The organism is Citromicrobium bathyomarinum (genome assembly GCF_038594485.1).
GTDB lineage: Bacteria > Pseudomonadota > Alphaproteobacteria > Sphingomonadales > Sphingomonadaceae > Alteriqipengyuania > Alteriqipengyuania bathyomarina_A.
On record NZ_JBCFZG010000004.1, the window covers coordinates 1,026,411 to 1,044,957 of the forward strand.

An 18,547-nucleotide genomic window follows, 5' to 3' on the forward strand; every position below is an offset into this window, starting at 1 on the left:
CTTTTTTTTGGGAGTGAGGTGGATCAGTCGATCTTGCCCAGATCGCCCTTGCCGATGGTGCCGCTGGCCATTTCCAGCATCCGGTCGAGGCTCTGCTTGGCCTGTAGCCGCAGCCCTTCCTCGATCTCGATCTGCGGGGTCAGGTCGCGCAGCGCGGTATAGAGTTTTTCCAGCGTGTTGAGTGCCATGTACGGGCAGATGTTGCAGTTGCAGTTGCCGTCCGCACCCGGCGCGCCGATGAAGGTCTTGCCCGGCAGCGCCTTTTCCATCTGGTGGATGATGTGCGGCTCGGTCGCCACGATCAGCGTGTCACCGGGGAAGGTCTCCGCGAATTGCAGGATACCGCTGGTCGAACCCACGTAGTCTGCATGGTCGACGATCGCAGCCGGGCACTCGGGGTGCGCGGCGATCGGCGCGCCGGGGTGCTGGGCTTTCAGCTTGAGCAGCTCGGTTTCGCTGAACGCCTCGTGCACGATGCACACGCCCGGCCACAGCAGCATGTCGCGGTTGAACTTGCGGTTGAGGTAGCCGCCAAGATGCCGGTCCGGCCCGAAGATGATCGGCTGGTCTTCCGGGATCTGGCTTATGATCGTTTCCGCGCTCGAGCTGGTGACGATCACGTCACTAAGCGCTTTCACCTCGGTCGAGCAGTTGATGTAGGTCAGCGCGATATGATCGGGGTGCGCCTCGCGGAAAGCCTTGAACTTCTCGGGCGGGCAGCTGTCTTCCAGGCTGCATCCGGCGTCCATATCGGGCAGGACGACGATCTTTTCGGGGCTGAGAATCTTCGCGGTGTCGGCCATGAACTTGACCCCGCAAAAGGCGATCACGTCCGCATCGGTCTCCGCTGCCATCTGCGAGAGTTGCAGCGAATCGCCGACGAAATCGGCCAGATCCTGAATTTCGGGCCGCTGATAATAGTGCGCCAGGATCACCGCGTTGCGCTCCTTGCGCAGGCGATCGATCTCGGAAAGCAGGTCGTCGCCGGTTGGCGGGCGGGTCTGGTCGGTCATTATGTATTTGCCCCGGTCGTTCGTGTTGCGGATCGCATATAGAACGAACGGGGCGTCAAGCGAGTGTGTTCCGCGCAAAACGCGATGCGGGCCTTACATCTCGAACCCGGGCGGGAGGAACGCTTCCATCGGGCGCTCCGCCCCCGGCGTGCCCGCGACCACCAGGTCGGTGAGGGCATAGCCGATCGGGCTGTACGCCAGCAGCAACGAGAGGATGAAGACGCCCGCATAGATCCCGGTGCCCCAAAGGTAGGCAGGATGAATGCGTCCATCGCGCCGCCAGTCGGCGAACATTCCGATCAGCGGAAAGACGAAGGTAACCGCGATCGTGATGGTCCATGCATTGGGGATCATCAGCGGCATGGGCAGCAGTCGACCGAGGCCAGGCCCGGTTAGGACAGCCATGGCGACCAGCATTAAACGTCGGTGCCAGCCCGTATAGCGTTGCTGCCACAGCGCCCAGTAGGCGAGGCCGCCGAAGCACAGCAGCATCGCGATGTTGCTGATCAGGAATTCGTTCGTCGCGAAGAAGAACGGTCCGCCATTTCGCCGGGCGACAAGGATCATGACCGTGCAGCCCGCCGCGATCATCGCTGGAATCCAGAAATAGGCCAGTTTGCCGAGCGAGCGGTGCAGCGACCAGTTCCTGCTCGCAGCAGTCACATGCTGTGCGAGATAGAGGGCGAGCCAGCCCATGAAAATGCCTGCACGCACGTGGATTGCCAAAGGAGCGGCGAAGGTCGAACGCCCCATCGCGAGGTTGAGCGAGAAGCCAGCGATGATCACGGCCGCCATGACAAAGGCCATGACCATGAAAAAGCGAGAATTGTTCCGGCGTTCTTGGGCCGGAGGCGCAGCCAGAGTTGCCATAAGGAAATGATCCCGAATAAAAGGGAGCGACCGTCCGCAGAAGTACTTCCGCTTATAGAAAGAGGTCAATGCCACTTGTCGGGTGGTTCCGGCGGTTGATGGAAGGCCTTGGGATCGCAATTCTTGGAGTTCGGGCCTTCCACTGAACCCTGATCGGCCTTCGCTCGACTTGCCCCGAGAGGCTCAGGATGCAACAGCGCACCGCTATGACCGATCCCGTATTGCAAGAAGCCGCCGACAATCCTTCCAAGCTGCGGCTGGTCGCCAATCGACCGGTGTTCTTCGGTTCGGCGATCCTGATCGTGGCTTTCGCGCTGTTCGGCGCGCTTTTCTCGGAGACGGCAGGGCAGGTATTCGATCGCCTGCAGGCGCTGATCGTGGCTGATTTCGGCTGGTTCTACATCCTCGCCGTGGCGGGTTTCCTGATCTTCATCGTCTTCCTCACCGTCAGCAAATACGGCGACATCAAGCTGGGGCCGGACTGGAGCGAGCCGGAGTACAGCCATCTGTCGTGGTTCGCGATGCTGTTCAGCGCTGGCATGGGGATCGGGCTCGTCTTTTTCGGCGTGGCCGAGCCGATGCTGCACTATGCGGAGCCGCCCCGCGGTGACCCGCTCACCGTCCAGTCAGCACGTCAGGCAATGGTGCTCACCTTTTTCCACTGGGGCGTGCATGCCTGGGCGATCTACGCAGTTGTGGGTCTGGCGCTGGCCTATTTCGCGTTCCGCCGCGGCCTGCCGCTGACCCCGCGCTCCGCACTCTATCCGCTATTGGGCTCGCGCATTCACGGTCCGATCGGCCATGCGATCGATATCTTCGCTGTGCTGGGCACGATGTTCGGCGTCGCGACTTCGCTGGGGCTGGGCGTGCTGCAGGTCAATGCCGGGCTCGCCTACATCGCAGGCGTCCCGCAGTCGGCTGGGATCCAGATCGCGCTGATCGCGGGGATCACCCTGCTAGCAACGATGTCGGTCTATCTCGGGCTCGACAAGGGCGTGAAGCGCCTGTCCGAATTCAACATCCTGCTCGCGGTGATCCTGCTCGGCTTCGTGCTGGTGACCGGCTCGACAATCTTCCTGCTGCAGGCCTTCGTCCAGAATACCGGCGCCTACCTTAGCCAGGTGGTGGAGCGCACCTTCCGCCTCTACGCCTACGAGCCGAACGACTGGCTGGCGAACTGGACGCTGTTCTACTGGGGCTGGTGGATCGCGTGGTCGCCCTTCGTGGGCATGTTCATCGCGCGCATTTCGCGCGGGCGCACGATCCGGCAGTTCGTGCTCGGCGTGCTGGTGGTGCCGGTGCTGTTTACCTTCCTGTGGATGACGGCGTTCGGCAATACCGCGATCGCGCTCGACATGGCGGGCGTCGCGCCGCTCGCGCAGGTGGTACAGGACAACCTGCCCACCGCCCTGTTTGCGACGCTGGCCGAACTGCCGCTGTCTTCGATCACGTCCGTGGCCGCGACGCTTCTGATCGTGACCTTCTTCGTCACTTCGGCGGATTCGGGCGCGCTGGTGATCGATACGATCACCAATGGCGCGGCAGAGGCGCCGCCAGTGTGGCAGCGCGTGTTCTGGGCGGTTTGCGCTGGCGCCGTCGCGGCGGTTCTTCTGGTGGCCGGCGGCCTGCAAGCCTTGCAGACTGCGGCCATCGCAAGCGCGCTGCCGTTCGCGGTGGTGATGATCTTCATCTGTTACGGCCTACTCAAGGCACTGGCGATGGAACAGGCTGGCGGTGTGCCCGATTACGGGATGCTGCCCAACCAGCCGCTCGACCCCGAGATCAGCTGGAAGAAGCGCCTGTCCACCATCACCGGTTCGTTCAGGAAAGAGCAGGTGGCCGAGTTCCTCGAACAGAAAGCCTTGCCTGCGCTGGAAGACGTCGCGGCGGAAATGCGCCGTCGCAGCCTGGCCCCCGAACTCACCCGCGATGGCGGCGACGTGCTGCTATCGGTCCCACACGGCGAGCATGGCACCTTCAGCTACGAAGTGCGCGCGCGCTCCTTCCGTCCGCCGAGCTTCGCCTGGGCCGAAGCGCATCGGCCGGGCGACGAGGACAAGCATCATTTCCGGGCGATGGCGCGCAGTTCCGAAGGTGGCCATCCCCTCGATGTAACGGGCTACACCACCGAACAGCTGATCGGCGACCTGCTGAACCGCTACGCGCACTTTACGCACGCGCGGCGGCTGGCCTGATCGGCACCAGACTTTTGCCTTGGACTGATTACGAGGCCTTGGCGGGTGTATTGCTGCTGGTCGGCGTGGATGCCTCGCCATCGAAGCTGACATTCACAGTGATGTTGCGATAGCCGGCCGCGGCAAGCGGTACGGCGATGTTTTGCTGCACCGCCGACCGGGCCGAAGTCCTCGCCAATTCCATCAGCGCCGGGCTGCGGGCGCTTTTCAGGGCCTCACGTTCGGCAATCTGGGTGTTGTTGCGGCTCAGGTCATCCTCCGCATCGCGGGTGATCCAGATCCCTTCACGCATGTATTTGGCGCGCGCCTCGTCCAGATTGGGCTTGCTGAGCTGCAACGCGGGCAGGCGCACGTCCATCGTCTTCGTTTCCGCATTCCATGAAAGCCGCGAACGATCGACCTTCGACAGGTCGACCGAATAATCGACCCGCGCCGGAATGACGGCGACCTGTCGGCTTTGCAGCGCGCCGAAGAAACGGCTGTCCTTGCTTGCCACGACGGGCGCGAACTCGGCGGTGAAAACGACCAGCCGGTTCTGCTTCTCGAACGACACCAGCGTGGTACCGATGGGATCGCCCATCCGGTTGGGGCCATAGGTCCGCCAGCCGATCCACGCGATTGCCGCGATCAGCAGGATAACGAGGAACCATGGCAGAAACTGCGGACGCGCTTTTCTGGCGTGTGTTTCGCGCTCAACTGTCTCGGTCTGATCATCGCTCACGGGCATTCGTCTCCACTAAAGGGCGGTCCATCTCTCATCTATACGGTTAACCATGTTGCGCCGTTCCAGATCGATGAGGTGCGCATGGACCGACATCTGGGCGGCTTTCTCCAGTTTCTTGTTTAGCCCCTTGTACATGATGGGGATGAACTCAGGCAGAGTCAGCGCCGTTTCATTGAGCGCTTTCAGGATCTGCCGTTCGCGCTGGCGGCGATGTCCGAGCATGGAGCGCACGAGCTGCTGAGGCTTTTCGACCGGAGCGCCGTGGGCCGGATAATAGACGCGATCCTGCCGCTGATAGAGCTTGTCGAGACTGGCGAGATATTCGCCCATGTCGCCATCGGGCGGCACGATCACGCTGGTCGACCAGCCCATGACGTGGTCGCCGGTGAACAGCGCACCGGTTTCTTCAAGCGCGAAACAAAGGTGGTTCGAGGTGTGTCCGGGGGTAGCAACTGCGCGCAGTATCCAACCATCGCCGGAAACCTCCTCGCCATCTTCCAGCACCCGCTCTGGCTCGTAGGTCGTATCGAATGCCTCGTCGGCGCGCGGGCCATTGTCAGCGATCACCAGCTTGGCGCAGCCCATCACCGGCGCACCCGTTGCTTCGGCGAGCGGGATCGCTGCCGGCGAATGGTCGCGGTGCGTGTGGGTGCACAGAATGGCGGTGATCGCGGCTTCGCCCGCCGCCTCAAGGATCGCGGCAAGATGCTCGGGATCGTTAGGACCGGGGTCGATGACCGCGCGGTCCTTGCCCGATCCGACCAGATAGGTCTGCGTACCGGTGAAGGTGTAGGGCGAGGGGTTGGGCGCGAGCACCCGCGTTACCAGCGGTTCGGGGTGTTCGGGCGTGCCGGTAGGCCAGGGGCGGGGCGGAATTTGGACCATCGCCTTGCATATGGGCACCGCGCTGGCGCATGTCACGCCTCGGGACGAATGAGAGGATTGCCGTGAGCGACCATATTCTTGTGATCGATGCCGGGACGACCTCGACCCGCGCGATGCTGTTCGGGCGCCACGGTGCGGTTGCGGCGAGCGCGCAGGCCGAGCTGACGCAGCATTTTCCGCGTCCCGGCTGGGTCGAGCACGATGCGCAGGAAATCTGGGATAGAACCCTCGACTGCATCCGCCGCGTGCTGACCGACCGCGATCCGCAGGCGGTTGGCGCGATTGGGATCACCAACCAGCGCGAAACCGTGGTGGCGTGGGATCGCGAGACGATGAAGCCGCTCGCGCGTGCGATCGTCTGGCAGGACCGGCGTACTGCCGCTGCCTGCCAGGCCTTGCGCGATGCCGGGCACGAGAGGGAGGTTTATCGGCGTACCGGGCTGCTGCTCGACCCCTATTTCTCCGCCACCAAGATGCGCTGGCTGCTTGAGAACGACAAAGGCGTTGCCGCCGCAGCATCTGCCGGGCGGCTCGCCTTTGGAACGATCGAAAGCTGGCTGGTGGCCAAGCTTTCGGGAGGGGAGCACATCAGCGACGCAAGCAATGCCAGCCGCACCTCGCTGCTGGGGCTGGACGATGACGGCTTCTCGAAGGAACTTTGCGATCTGTTCGGGGTGCCCGCCGATGCCTTGCCGCGCGTGGTCGATACGCATGGCGAGCTTGCCCGCACCGATCCCGTATTGCTGGGCGCGGCTATCCCGATCTGCGGGCTGGTCGGCGACCAGCAGTCGGCAACGATCGGGCAGGGCTGCTTGAGCGAGGGTGAGACCAAGGCGACCTACGGCACAGGGGCCTTCATCCTAGCCAATCACGGTAGCGAGATACCCCGTTCGGACCATCGCCTGCTCTCCACGGTACTCACGCAGCGCGACGGCACGCGGACCTATGCGATCGAAGGGTCCGTCTTCGTTGCGGGCAGCCTGATCCAGTGGCTTCGCGATTCGCTGGGACTGATAAGCGATGCAGCGGAAACCGAAGCGCTTGCCCGCTCGATCGAGGATTCGGGCGAAGTCGTGATCGTGCCCGCGCTCGCAGGGCTGGGCGCGCCGCACTGGCGGGCAGATGCGCGCGGGGTGATCACGGGGCTCAGTTTCGCGAGCGGCAAGGCGCAGATCGTGCGCGCGGCGCTCGAATCGATGGCTTACCAGACCTATGATCTGGCGACTGCATACGCGAATGATGGCGCGAAGTGGGAATGCTTGCGGATCGACGGCGGGATGAGCGCGAACGACTGGCTGGCGCAGGATATCGCCGACATCCTGAACATCCCGGTCGAGCGGCCGCACTTCGTTGAAACCACCGCACTGGGCGCGGCTGTCGCGGCAGCGACAGGTGTGGGCTGGTTCGGCGATCTCAGGCAGGCAGTCGATGCAATGCGCGGGAAGGTCGATCGCTTCGAGCCGTCAATGAAAGCCGAGGTGCGCGAAGAACGGCTGGCACGCTGGGCAAAGGCACTCGCGGCAGCGTAAAGCGAACGGCACGGCGGCTCAGCGCTGGGCGAAATGCCTGTCGAGCCGTCGATGGATCGAGCCGATCGTGCGGGATGGGGGAATCCTGCGTGCTCGATATTCGCGATCGAGCCTGGCGATGCGCGCGTGCATCCGTTGCGTTTCCGCGACGAGGGACTGGGTGGGCAGATCGAGCAGGTCCATCATCTCCGCCACGGGCGCCCGATCGGGTGGCAGCACCGTGTGGCGCTGCCATTGCAGGTCTGACATCTGCCCGGCGAGGAAGGCGCGGTGGTTCAGCAGCCAGGCGACCACATGCATGATGCGCGTAGTCGTTTTCAGGCCTTCGCATTCCAGTGCGCGGCGCAACGGCAGTTCGACCGGCATCAACTCGCTTGCAGCGGGTGCGAAAGCGGCCCGGACCTCGTCCGCGAGGATATTCGCCTCGCAGTACAGTTCCTCGGCGATCAGCGCCGTAATGTCGGTTGCGTCCCTCATACGCGAATTCGCATAAGCCCTTCGCATCAAATGATAAGCGGGTTGGCCATGGTGTCCCGAGAAGGGGCGGGCGCATCTGTACTGTGAATAGTTTTCGGGCGGACGAAGGTGTCGCCCGATTACGCGATGATGTCCGGGATCAGCTCGTCCTCGATCGCTGCGATCCGGTCTCGCAGTTGCAGCTTGCGCTTCTTGAGGCGGGCGATCTGAAGCTGATCCGGTGCGTCCATGGCGGACAATGCACCGATTGCGGCATCGAGATCGCGATGCTCGATCCGCAACTGTTCCAGCCGTTTGCGCAGTTCCGCTTCGGTCACCTGTCACGTTCCCCGTTCACGACGAATGGTGCCCGGCCTGCAGCCCGACGCACGTTACGCCGCATTAATCGCAAGGCCTCATAACAGCCCTTCGCAGGAATGCGATTCTATGGTTGTATTGCTGCTGCGGTTGTCGGCAGGCCCGACGTTACGATCGGGCCTCTATCCGGCTTCCGCGAACGCTCGCACCCCCGCGAGCTGCTTCGACGAAGAAGGAGAAGAGGCATATGAACGCTTCGCACATCACCGCCCTCAAAACCAAGCACGCCACGCTCGACGAGGCGATTGCCGAGGAAATGCGCAAGGCTGCGCCGGATGATGCGACGATTCGGAACCTCAAGAAGCAGAAGCTGCGCCTCAAGGAAGAGCTTTCCAGCGGTTGACATCGCCGCTTTCTGCATCCGCAGACGCCAAAGACATTTCCCCTGCGCGCCGCAATAAGCTAGTCCCGCCAGTATGAGTGGGACAGCAGCGGCGCGGCAGATCCTGACCGGGCTTCACGAATTGATGGCCACGCGCCAGTCGGCGCAGGAAAAGCTCGACCGGACGGTAGAGATCGTCGGCGAGGCTCTCGATAGCGAGGTCTGCTCGATCTACCTGCTGCGCAGCGGGATGCTGGAGCTGTCGGCGACGCGCGGGCTGAACCAGTCGGCGGTCCACGTCACCCGCATGGCGGTTGGCGAGGGGCTCACCGGCACGCTCGTATCCAATCGCGCAACGCTCAACCTCGCGCAGGCGAAGGCGCACCCGGATTTCCAGTACCGGCCCGAAACGGGCGAGGAGAAGTTCTCCAGCTTCGCGGGCGTCCCGATCGTTTATCGCGAACGCGCGGTCGGTGCGCTCAACGTCCAGCATGTCGAACCGCGTCGCTACGAGGATGTCGAGATCGAAGCGCTGCAGACCACCGCGATGGTGCTCAGCGAGCTGATCGTGAATGCCGGGCTGATCGATGAGCGATCGGCGGAGGAAGCCGCACCCGAACGCAGCGGTTCTGCGCAGCTGACCGGCCTGACCCTGGTGGCAGGGCTGGCGACCGGGTCGGCGGTGTTTCACCAGCCGCGCATCACCATCGACAAGGTCGTGGCCGAGGACACCGAGTTCGAGCGGCAGCGGGTCTATCGCGCGTTCGAACGGATGCGCGAACAGATCGACCAGATGGCCCAACAGGCCGAGTTCGGGTCGGGTGGGGAGCATGACGAGGTGCTCGCCGCGTACAAGGCATTTGCCTACGACGAAGGCTGGAGTCGCCGGATCAACGAGGCGATCGACGCCGGTCTTACTGCCGAAGCCGCGATCGAACGCGTGCAGCAGCGCACCCGGATGCGGATGCGCGAGATCGACGATCCCTTGTTGGCCGACCGGATGCACGATCTGGAAGACCTGTCGAACCGCCTGCTGCGGATCGTGTCGGGCCAGATGGGTACCGCGGCGACCACGGGTTTGAAGGACGACGCGATCCTGATCGCCCGCAATCTCGGGCCTGCGGAACTGCTGGAGTATGATCGGCGACGCTTGAAAGGCGTCATCCTGGAAGAAGGATCGCTCACCGCACATGTGGTGATCGTGGCGCGCGCGATGGGTATCCCGGTGCTTGGCCGCGTGCGCGGACTGCGCGGCGTCGTGGGCGAGGGTGACGACTTGCTGCTCGATGCCGATGGCGGCGTAGCCCATGTGCGCCCGCAGCCTTCCGTGGTCGAGGCGTTCGAGGCCCGTTTCGCCAAATCGAAGGAGCGCCGCGCAGCCTACGCCGAGTTGCGCGATGTGGAACCCTTCACCCGCTGCGGCACGCGCATCCAGGTGATGATGAACGCCGGTTTGCGCGACGATCTCACCACGCTCCAGCTTGTCGGGGCGGACGGAATCGGGCTTTTCCGGACCGAATTCCAGTTTCTCGTTTCCGCCACCCTGCCGCAGCGAGAAAAGCAGACCCGGTTCTACAAGGATGTGCTGGAAGCGGCGGGCGACAAGCCGGTGGTGTTTCGGACCGTCGATATCGGCGGGGACAAGGCGGTACCGTATCTGTCGAACGACAGCAGTCTGGAAGACGAGAACCCGGCGATGGGCTGGCGCGCGTTGCGGCTGGCGCTGGAGCGTGAAGGGCTGTTCAAGGCGCAGGCGCGCGCATTGATAGAGGCATCCGGCGGCAAGACGCTGCGGGTCATGTTCCCGATGGTGTCGGAACCCTGGGAATTCGATGCTGCGCGCAAAGTGTTCGAACAGCAGCTGGATTTCCTGCGCCAGCACAAGCGGATCATGCTTCCCGAAGCGATCGAATATGGAGCGATGATCGAGGTGCCATCGCTCGTCGAGGTGCTCGACCAGTTGTTGCCGAAGGTTTCCTTCGTGTCGGTCGGCACCAACGATCTGACCCAGTTCCTGTTCGCAGCCGACCGCGCAAACCCCAAGCTTGCGGCGCGATACGACTGGCTGAGCCCATCGATCCTGCGCTTCCTCAAGCGAATCGTGGACGCAAGTCGGGGGCACGACGTCACTCTGGGCCTGTGCGGGGAGATGGGTGGCCGCCGGCTGGAAGCGCTCGCGCTTCTGGGGTTGGGCTATCGTCGTCTCTCCATCACGCCTGTCTCCGTTGGGCCGATCAAGGAGCTGATCCGGCAGATCGACCTTGCCGAGGTGGGGGCCTTCATGAACGGCCTCGTTGCCCAGCCGCCGGCCGATACGCGTGCCGCAATCGCTGCGTGGGCGCAGGAGCGCGGTATCGACGTCGATTAGCAGCCATCAGGCAGCTGCGATGATGCCGCGAAAAAAAGGCGCGGAATCCCGCACTCCGGGCGTTGGCTTCGCGCACCAAGGCCGCTAGACCGGCCTGACTTGCAGCGGGGGCCGTAGGGATGAATGATGGCGGACGACGAAGCCGGCTTTGAAATTGATAACTCCGAACCGACCGCCCCGGGCGAACGGCTGCGTGCCGCGCGTGAGGCGAAGGGCCTGAGCATAGACGACGTCTGCGCGGCCACCCGGATCCCCAAACGACACCTGGAAACAATCGAGGATGGCGACTTTGCCGTCCTTCCCGGCCGCACTTATGCGATCGGCTTTTCGCGTAGCTACGCCAAGGCAGTCGGCCTGAATGACGAGGAAATCGTCAACGAGGTCCGCGAACAACTGGGCATCGAAGATCCGGCGGAGCGACTTCGCGACGGGACGATGCAGACCGAAGATCCCACTCGCTTGCCTTCGCGCGGGCTGGTGTTCGGATCGATCATCGCCGCGGTGGTTCTGCTTGCCGGCCTGTTCGCCTTTTCGCGGACCTTCTTCGATCCGGGCGCGGAGCCTGCATCGCTGCTTGCCGAACAGGACCAGCGTGACCTTGCGCAGGAACAGGCAGCTGCAGTCGCCACCGAAAGTGCCAGCGCCCAGCCTGTTGCGAGCGGGCCGGTGGTATTCACCTCGACCGAAGATGGCATGTGGGTGCGATTCTACGACGGCGACGAGTCGAACGTGCTCATGGAAAAGCTCATGTCGAAGGGCGAAAACTATACGATCCCGGATACCGCCCGCGACCCGAAGGTCCGCACCGGGCGCCCCGACGCCTTTGCCATCACTGTCGGCGGGAAAAGCGTGCCACCGCTGGCCAAGGAAGATCAGGTCATGAGCGATGTCGAAGTGAGCGCCGAGGCGCTGCTGGCGCGTGACGGAACGAGTGCTGCGGATGCCGACGCCGCGACCGAATAGGCCATCGGTTCAGGCCCGGTTCGTTCGCCGGACGCATGATCGCAGAAGAGACGAGACTACGAGGGAGACCATGAAGTTGCTTAATTCCCCCGCGAAACCCCGTGCGGTCCTCGCCTGTGCAATTGCCGGCCTGCTGCTGACGTCGGGTGCTCCGGCGTTTGCGCAGGACAAAAGCGAAGCGCGGATCCGCAAGCTGGAGGCGGAAGTCAGCGCGCTGCAACGGCGCGTCTTCCCGGGTGCCGACGGACGCTATTTCGAACCCGATATCGCCGCGCCCGCCAATGGCTCGCCCAATGGCTCGACCCAGACGACAGCGGTGACCGACATCCTGGCCCGTCTCGACGCACTCGAGTCGGCGATCCAGATGCTGACCGGGCAGGTCGAACAGGCCAACAACACCCAGCGTGGGTTCGAGCAGCGTCTTGCCGTGCTGGAGAAGGCCAGCGCTACGCGCTCCGCCACGACCGCACCCGCCACCAGCGTTCCCGCGGTGGCGAGTGGCACCGCGACCGGCACCAGCCAGCCGCGTCCTGCTACACCGACGCCGACTGCGACACCTCAGCCGAGCGCCGAACGTCTCGCTGCGGTTCGCGCCATTGCCAAACCGCAGACCGACGACGCGGGCGATGACGATTATTCCTACGGTTTCCGCCTGTGGGAGGCCAAATTCTATCCCGAAGCACAGCAGGCTCTGGCGGCTTTCGTCGAGAAATATCCCGACCACTGGCGCACGACCTATGGTCGCAACCTGCTGGGCCGTGCATATCTCGACAATGGCCAGCCTCGTGAAGCCGCGCCGTGGTTCCTCCAGAACTATCAGGCGGACAACAAGGCGGCCCGTGCCCCCGACAGCCTGCTGTTCCTCGCGGAATCGATGATCGAGCTGGGCGACAAGGATCGTGCATGCATCGCGCTCGCCGAGTTCAGCGAAACCTACCCGGCAATCGCGTCGGGTCGCCTGAGCGACCAGTACGAGAGCAATCGCCGCCAGGTGCAGTGCTCCAACTGATCGCATGATCGACGAGGCGCTGATCGCGCGCTTTCGCGCCGATTGCGCGCTCGACGAGGATTACGGGCCACCGATCGGCATCGCCGTGTCCGGTGGCCCGGACAGCCTGGCGCTCCTGCTGCTGGCGAATGCCGCGCTGCCGGGGCAGGTCTACGCGGCAACTGTCGATCATGGCTTGCGCGCAGAAAGTGCCGCAGAGGCTGCCTTCGTGGCACAGGTTTGCAGCGATATCGGCGTGCCGCACGCTATCCTTCCGGTGCGTGTCGAGTCGGGGAATACGCAGGCCCAGGCACGCGCGGCCCGGTACGAGGCGCTGGGTAGCCATTTCGCCAATCGCAACGTCCTGACTTTCGCTACCGCGCACCACGCAGACGATCAGGCCGAAACGCTCTTGATGCGGCTCAATCGGGGCAGCGGACTGGCTGGTCTGGCGGGAGTGCGCCCGTGGGCGATCTTCTTTCCGGCGGGTGTCGTCGCAGAGATGCTTTTGCTCCGCCCGCTGCTCGGCTGGCGGCGGGAAGAGCTCGGCGCCGTCGTGCGCTCGGCTGGGCTGCCACCCGTCGAAGACCCTTCCAACACCGACGATGCTTACGACCGGGCCCGGATACGCAAGGCCATTGCCGATGCCGACTGGCTGGACCCATTGGCGATGTCGCAATCCGCGCGATATCTTGCCGAGGCTGAAGAGGTCGTGGAGGCTGCCGTCGCCGACGTCCTGCAACGTTGCTGCACCTGGGCGGACGACGGCTGCTATTTTCAGTGGGGGCATCCGCGGCTGATCGAGATCGGCGCGGTGACGCATATTCTCGAACGGCTGGGAGCGCGCGATGTTCGCAAGTCCGAAGTCGCGCGGATGATCGATCGCCTGCGCGCCAGGGAGAATGCATCGCTGGGCGGTGTGCTCGGGCGGCGGATGATGCACCGCGTGAGCGACAGGCTGAGCAGGGACGTGATGCGTTTCGAACCCGAACCGCCGCGCAAATCCTAGAGGATCGGTGCGCCCAGCTTGAGCGTTTCGCCGCGGGTGATGATGACCTTGTCGCCCTTGCTGGCGACTGCAAACACCTTGGCAGCGAAATCGTTGGGCAGGCCGATGCAGCCATGGCTGGCGTAGCCGTTCCTGACCGGCGATCCATGAAGCGCAACCCCGTCCTTGGTCAGGAACATCGAGTAGGGCATCGGCGCGTTGTTGTACTTCTCCGACACGTTCTCGCGCATCTTGTAGCGGATCGGGAAGACACCGAGCGGGGTGGGATGCTCCTGCGTGCCGAGCAGCACTGCCGCCGCGCCGATTTCGTACCCGCCGCGAAAGACCGAGATAACCCGTGCGTCCAAATCGACCGTCATCACGATCTTGCCTGGCGGTACGCCGTCGGTGTCCCAGAACCACTCGCCGTACTTGATCGGCCCGTCGATCGGCAGGACGCGTTTGACGACCATGGGTTCGGCGCGTGCCGGGGTGGAGCGGGCCGCCGTCGTCCGGGTAGCGCGATCGCGCGCGTCGTAGACGGTCTCGCCGTCCGTCGAGCTGTCGGAAGCCGTTGCTGTGCGCTCTGCGGTGCCTGCGTCCGCGGGGGCATCGATACCGACCGTTTCATCGGTCAGCGACGCATCGCCGGCCGGTTCCGGTCCCACCGGCTCACCGTTAACCGGCGCGCCGTCATCGGCGAATTTGGAGCGGTCGACCGGAATCGCATCCTCGATATCGGGTGCCACCGCTACGGGCTCCCCGTTCTTGTCCGCATAGAGGAGGCGCGCGCCGATCGACACGGCGCCGAACAGCAGCACGGTGGCGAGCGTCGCTCCGCCGATCCAGATAAGTGCTTTGGTCATGGTCATGCCATTTGCCTCGCGCGCGCGGAAAGAAACAGCGGCCCATCGGCCCGTGTCTCTGCATCGGACGGTATAGCGGCCAAAGGTTAATGCGCTTTCCCGACCGATGGCTCAGTCGCGCAGCACCTGCACGTCTTTCTCGCACAGATCGACCATGCCGAAGCTGGTCAGGAAGCTAACATCGGCCGCGTCGCGGCCAACGCCGATCTTCACGATTTCGTCGGGTTTCGCCATGTCGGTTGCATCGACCAGTTGCCAGGTGCCACCGCCTTCCGATTCAGGATCGTGCAGGAAGACCTCCGCAACCGCGTGGAAATCCTGCGGGGTCACATCGGGCGCATAGCAGGCAACAAAGCGCGCGGGGATCACGCTCGCGCGAGCCAGTGTGACGACCATGTGCGCGTAGTCGCGGCAGATGCCACGCCGTTCGATGAAACTGTCATGCGCGGTGGTCGAAGCGTCGGAGCTTCCCGGCGTATAAGTGAATTTCTCTGCCACCCAGTCGCGGATCGCCTGAACGCGTTCGCCCCCGACAGTGCCCTTGAACTGGTCGCCGACGAAGCTCTGGAACTGGTCTGCCTGGCAATAGCGCGAATCGAACAGGTATTTCACCGGTGCGGCGGGCATCTGGTGCGGTTCGAGCTGCTTGAGCGATGGCAGCTCGATCACCTGCCGCTGGATTTCGACCTGCGCCTCGTGCTTCACCTCGAAGCGACCATTGGCCCGCACCCACACCCGCTCGCCTATGTCTTCCTGCGCAGGGATACGCGCGCATCGCGCGGCGTCGGTCAGGCCGGTCCGGCACTTAAGAAGCTTCTGTTCGGGAATATCCGCCACCGCGAATTGCAGCAGGGCATCGGTGGGCACTTCGGTGGTGAAGGCGAAACTGGATCGGATCGAAATGGTGGCCATGATCGGACAAGTCAGGCCGGGCAGCTAAGTGCCCGACCTCACAAAGATTTATGCAATCGCGCCGAAAAGGTCGTGCTCGTCGGCGTCCTCCACTGTCACCTGCACGATATCGCCGGGGGCAAGGCTGGCCGGGACATTGCGCAGGAACACGTCGCCGTCGATCTCTGGTGCATCGGCCTGGCTGCGACCGGTTGCGCCGATGTCGCCGTCCTCGTCCGGCTCGCCCACTTCGTCGATGATGACCGGCAGCGTGCGCCCGATCTTGGCCTGCAGCTTGGCCGCGCTGATCCGCGCGGTCGCTTCCATGATCCGGGCGTAGCGTTCCTCCTTCACCGCTTCGGGCACCGGATCGGGCAGGGCATTGGCCGCCGCGCCTTCGACCGGCTCGAACCGGAACGCGCCGACCCGGTCGAGCTGCGCTTCTTCAAGCCAGTCGAGCAGGTACTGGAAGTCTTCCTCGGTCTCGCCGGGGAAGCCGACGACGAAGCTGGAGCGCACGGCAATGTCGGGGCAGATTTCGCGCCAGCCCTTCAGCCGTTCGAGAACCTTCGCCTCGTTCGCCGGGCGCTTCATGCGTTTCAGCACCGAAGGCGCGGCGTGCTGGAACGGGATGTCGAGATAGGGCGTCAGCAGCCCCTCGGCCATCAGCGGAATGACCTGATCGACGTGGGGGTAGGGGTAGACGTAGTGCAGCCTTACCCACGGCGGCGTGCCCTGATCGGTGCGCAGCTGGCCCAGCTCGCGCGCCAGATCGGTCATATGCGCGCGGACCTCGTGGCCCTTCCACTCGCGCGCTTCGTGGCGGGTATCCACGCCATAGGCCGAGGTGTCCTGACTGATGACCAGCAGTTCCTTCGTCCCCGCCGCGACCAGCTTTTCCGCCTCGCGCAGCACCGCATCGATCCGGCGACTGGCAAGTTTGCCGCGCAGGTCGGGGATGATGCAGAAGGCGCAGGAGTGATTGCAGCCCTCGGAAATCTTGAGGTAGCTGTAATGGCGCGGGGTCAGCTTGATGTCCGCTAGATCGGGCTGGGGGATCAGGTCGACATAGGGCCCCTGGCTTGGCGGCGCGTGCTCGTGCACCGCCTCGACCACCTGTTCGTACTGATGTGCGCCGGTCACTGCGAGCACCTGCGGATGCGCGGCGCGGATCGCATCGGCTTCCTCGCCCATGCAGCCGGTCACGATCACGCGACCATTCTCGGCAATTGCCTCGCCGATCGCCTGCAGGCTCTCTTCCTTGGCGGAATCGAGGAAACCGCAGGTGTTGACCAGCACGATGTCGGCACCGGCATAGTCCGGGCTCATCGCGTAGCCATCGGCCCGCAGGCGCGTGAGAATCCGCTCGGAATCGACCAAGGCCTTGGGGCAGCCGAGACTGACCATGCCGACCTTCTTGGCGTCAGGGATATTTGTGGTGGGGGTGTTCATCTGGCGGCGCGCTCTACACCCATGCGGCGCAATGCGCTAGGCGGCGCGTCGAACGCAATTTTCGAGGCATATTTCGCGATGGGCAATATCGATCTGCTGACAGTGGTGCTGGGGGCCGCTGCCTTCTTCCTCGTCGGGATGGTCTGGTACGGCGTGCTGTTCGGCAAAGTCTGGAAGCGGGCCATCGGCCGCGAACCCGATGCCAAGTTCAGCGGTGACCGACCGCTGTGGTTGGTGTTCGGCCTGACCTTCGCTTTCGCGTTGCTGATTTCGCTAACACTCGCGCACCAGTTCGCGATGTCGACCCCGTCGGTGCGGGCGATGATGATGATCTCGGTCGGGTACGGCTTGATGCTGATGACCCCCGCGATCGGCATTCGCTACCTCTATCTCAACGCCCCGTGGCAGGTCTTCGCGATCGATGCGGGCTTCTTCGTTACGGCGATGGCGGCGATGGGGGCGGTGTTCGTTTTTCTGGCCTGACGATCAATGGGGCATGCCCGCCCCGTTGTGCCCGTCGCCGCGCTCCTCACCATCGGTTGTGGGGACGATTTCGACCACGATGTCGCCCGCCTGCAGGTTCTTGCACTCGTCTTCCCAGAAGCCGAGCGCTTCGCCATTGCGGTATATCCGCAGGCCGCGGCCACCCGTGCGGAGCTGGCTGATGTCGCAGCCGCATTCGTCCGCCGTAACGGGCCGCTCGACCAGCTGGACCCTGCCCGAGATCGAGGCGAGATCGGCGAGATAGTCCGCGATATGCGCGCCCTTGACGCTGCCCGCCAGCAACAGGCCGGTGAAGTGCACCGGGTTGATGACGTTGTTGGCACCCGCCTGCCGCGCGAGACTCTCGTTATCGCTTGCGCGCACCACCACGCTGATTGGCACGGCGGGCGCGAGAGCGCGCACGGTCAGCACGATCAGGATCGAGGTGTCGTCCCGTCCTGCGGACACGAGCACGCTCTGCGCGCGGTCGATCTTGACCGCCTTGAGCGTCTCGTCGCGGGTCGCGTCGGCGGCCATGATGTTGCAGCCTAGCGCCTCGGCTTCGGCAAGCCGTTCCTCGCTCGGGTCGATGACGACGATGCAATGCGGTTCGATCCCGCGCTCGATCAGTTCGGCGACCGATTCCGAGCCGGAGACGCCGTAGCCGAGCACGATGATATGGTCAGCGAGTTGGTCCTGGATGCGGTTCATGCGGAATTTCTCCCAGCTGCGCTGAATGAGGAAGTTGTAGGCGGTGCCCACGAAGATGAAGAGCACGGCGAAGCGGACCGGGGTCACGATCACCGCCTCCACCAGCCGCGCGCGGTCGGTGATCGGGGCAATGTCGCCGAAGCCGGTCGTGGTGATCGAGATCATCGTGAAATAGACGACGTCGAGGAAGCTGACCTCGCCATCCAGATTGTCGACCAGCCCGTCGCGATCCCACCAGTGGATCATCACCACCAGCATGATCAGGCCGAGCGCGAGGCCCAGCCGGATCGACAGGTCGCCCCAGACGGGGACCTTCAGCGCGCGGCGTAGCGGCTGGAAGCGCGGGCCACGAACGTCACGCGCGCTCGGGCCGGTGCCGACCTTTTCGACCTGCTGGCGCGGGCCCTTTGCGTGTGCGCGGCTCAAGACTGCTGCTCGCTCATTGGAAGCGTGGCGTAGCCGCCT

The 18,547-nt window shown here is 64.0% G+C and carries 18 protein-coding genes; 8 read left to right on the forward strand and 10 right to left on the reverse strand.

All coding sequences use genetic code 11. The annotated features are described in order from the left end of the window. Window positions 1-23: 23 nt before the first annotated feature. Together nadA and AAG591_RS10435 are read right to left on the reverse strand one after the other, a co-directional pair. On the reverse strand, window positions 24-1,013 hold the full coding sequence (gene nadA / locus AAG591_RS10430) for a quinolinate synthase NadA (protein ID WP_342531156.1): 990 nt from the start codon (window positions 1,011-1,013) through the stop codon (window positions 24-26). A gap of 93 nt (window positions 1,014-1,106) precedes the next feature. Next, a complete protein-coding gene (locus tag AAG591_RS10435; protein WP_342531157.1) occupies window positions 1,107-1,808 on the reverse strand; it encodes a hypothetical protein in 702 nt (233 codons plus the stop codon). Window positions 1,809-2,089: 281 nt separating this feature from the next. On the opposite strand from AAG591_RS10435, the gene AAG591_RS10440 reads away from it, so the two are divergent. Beyond that, entirely contained in the window at window positions 2,090-4,078 is a 1,989-nt protein-coding gene (locus AAG591_RS10440) for a BCCT family transporter (protein ID WP_342531159.1), read from the forward strand. Between the two features lie 28 nt (window positions 4,079-4,106). On the opposite strand, the gene AAG591_RS10445 is transcribed toward AAG591_RS10440, so the two are convergent. Together AAG591_RS10445 and AAG591_RS10450 are read right to left on the reverse strand one after the other, a co-directional pair. Then, entirely contained in the window at window positions 4,107-4,805 is a 699-nt protein-coding gene (locus tag AAG591_RS10445) for a DUF4230 domain-containing protein (protein WP_342531160.1), read from the reverse strand. A gap of 9 nt (window positions 4,806-4,814) precedes the next feature. Beyond that, a complete protein-coding gene (locus tag AAG591_RS10450; RefSeq protein ID WP_342531161.1) occupies window positions 4,815-5,687 on the reverse strand; it encodes an MBL fold metallo-hydrolase in 873 nt (290 codons plus the stop codon). Window positions 5,688-5,749: 62 nt separating this feature from the next. Here AAG591_RS10450 and AAG591_RS10455 point away from each other — a divergent pair, with 62 nt between their 5' ends. Beyond that, window positions 5,750-7,216, forward strand: a complete 1,467-nt coding sequence (locus AAG591_RS10455) for a glycerol kinase (protein ID WP_342531163.1) — start codon at window positions 5,750-5,752, stop codon at window positions 7,214-7,216. A gap of 18 nt (window positions 7,217-7,234) precedes the next feature. Here the strand turns inward: AAG591_RS10455 and AAG591_RS10460 are convergent, their stop codons facing one another. Together AAG591_RS10460 and AAG591_RS10465 are read right to left on the reverse strand one after the other, a co-directional pair. Beyond that, window positions 7,235-7,693 (reverse strand): DUF1465 family protein, encoded by a 459-nt coding sequence (locus AAG591_RS10460; protein ID WP_342531165.1) that lies wholly within the window; start codon window positions 7,691-7,693, stop codon window positions 7,235-7,237. 119 nt (window positions 7,694-7,812) lie between these two features. After that, window positions 7,813-8,010: a YdcH family protein gene (locus AAG591_RS10465; protein ID WP_342531168.1), complete on the reverse strand. Its 198-nt coding sequence runs from the start codon at window positions 8,008-8,010 to the stop codon at window positions 7,813-7,815. Between the two features lie 227 nt (window positions 8,011-8,237). Here AAG591_RS10465 and AAG591_RS10470 point away from each other — a divergent pair, with 227 nt between their 5' ends. From AAG591_RS10470 to tilS, 5 genes are all read left to right on the forward strand, one after another. After that, window positions 8,238-8,393 carry a YdcH family protein gene (locus AAG591_RS10470; protein WP_342531170.1) on the forward strand — a complete coding sequence of 52 codons (156 nt, stop codon included), beginning with the start codon at window positions 8,238-8,240 and terminating at the stop codon, window positions 8,391-8,393. 73 nt (window positions 8,394-8,466) lie between these two features. Continuing rightward, the gene (ptsP, locus tag AAG591_RS10475; protein WP_342531172.1) at window positions 8,467-10,740 is read left to right on the forward strand and encodes a phosphoenolpyruvate--protein phosphotransferase; all 2,274 of its coding nucleotides are present in this window, start codon (window positions 8,467-8,469) and stop codon (window positions 10,738-10,740) included. Window positions 10,741-10,863: 123 nt separating this feature from the next. Continuing rightward, a complete protein-coding gene (locus AAG591_RS10480) occupies window positions 10,864-11,703 on the forward strand; it encodes a helix-turn-helix domain-containing protein (protein WP_342531174.1) in 840 nt (279 codons plus the stop codon). A 70-nt stretch (window positions 11,704-11,773) separates the two neighbouring features. Further along, a complete protein-coding gene (locus AAG591_RS10485) occupies window positions 11,774-12,712 on the forward strand; it encodes a tetratricopeptide repeat protein (RefSeq protein WP_342531175.1) in 939 nt (312 codons plus the stop codon). A gap of 4 nt (window positions 12,713-12,716) precedes the next feature. Continuing rightward, the gene (gene tilS, locus AAG591_RS10490; protein WP_342531176.1) at window positions 12,717-13,700 is read left to right on the forward strand and encodes a tRNA lysidine(34) synthetase TilS; all 984 of its coding nucleotides are present in this window, start codon (window positions 12,717-12,719) and stop codon (window positions 13,698-13,700) included. Here tilS and AAG591_RS10495 read toward each other — a convergent pair. The 3 genes from AAG591_RS10495 to rimO all read right to left on the reverse strand — a co-directional run bounded on the left by AAG591_RS10495 (window position 13,697) and on the right by rimO (window position 16,888). Beyond that, window positions 13,697-14,551, reverse strand: a complete 855-nt coding sequence (locus AAG591_RS10495) for a L,D-transpeptidase family protein (RefSeq protein WP_342531177.1) — start codon at window positions 14,549-14,551, stop codon at window positions 13,697-13,699. The genes tilS and AAG591_RS10495 overlap by 4 nt on opposite strands. A 105-nt stretch (window positions 14,552-14,656) precedes the next feature. Next, on the reverse strand, window positions 14,657-15,457 hold the full coding sequence (locus AAG591_RS10500) for a transglutaminase-like domain-containing protein (RefSeq protein ID WP_342531178.1): 801 nt from the start codon (window positions 15,455-15,457) through the stop codon (window positions 14,657-14,659). 48 nt (window positions 15,458-15,505) lie between these two features. Next, a complete protein-coding gene (gene rimO / locus AAG591_RS10505; protein ID WP_342531179.1) occupies window positions 15,506-16,888 on the reverse strand; it encodes a 30S ribosomal protein S12 methylthiotransferase RimO in 1,383 nt (460 codons plus the stop codon). A 21-nt stretch (window positions 16,889-16,909) separates the two neighbouring features. On the opposite strand from rimO, the gene AAG591_RS10510 reads away from it, so the two are divergent. Then, window positions 16,910-17,371, forward strand: coding sequence for a DUF1761 domain-containing protein (locus AAG591_RS10510; protein WP_342531180.1), 462 nt, complete (start codon window positions 16,910-16,912; stop codon window positions 17,369-17,371). Window positions 17,372-17,374: 3 nt separating this feature from the next. Here AAG591_RS10510 and AAG591_RS10515 read toward each other — a convergent pair whose 3' ends face one another. Then, window positions 17,375-18,508 carry a potassium channel family protein gene (locus tag AAG591_RS10515; protein ID WP_425341649.1) on the reverse strand — a complete coding sequence of 378 codons (1,134 nt, stop codon included), beginning with the start codon at window positions 18,506-18,508 and terminating at the stop codon, window positions 17,375-17,377. Window positions 18,509-18,547: the final 39 nt, after the last annotated feature.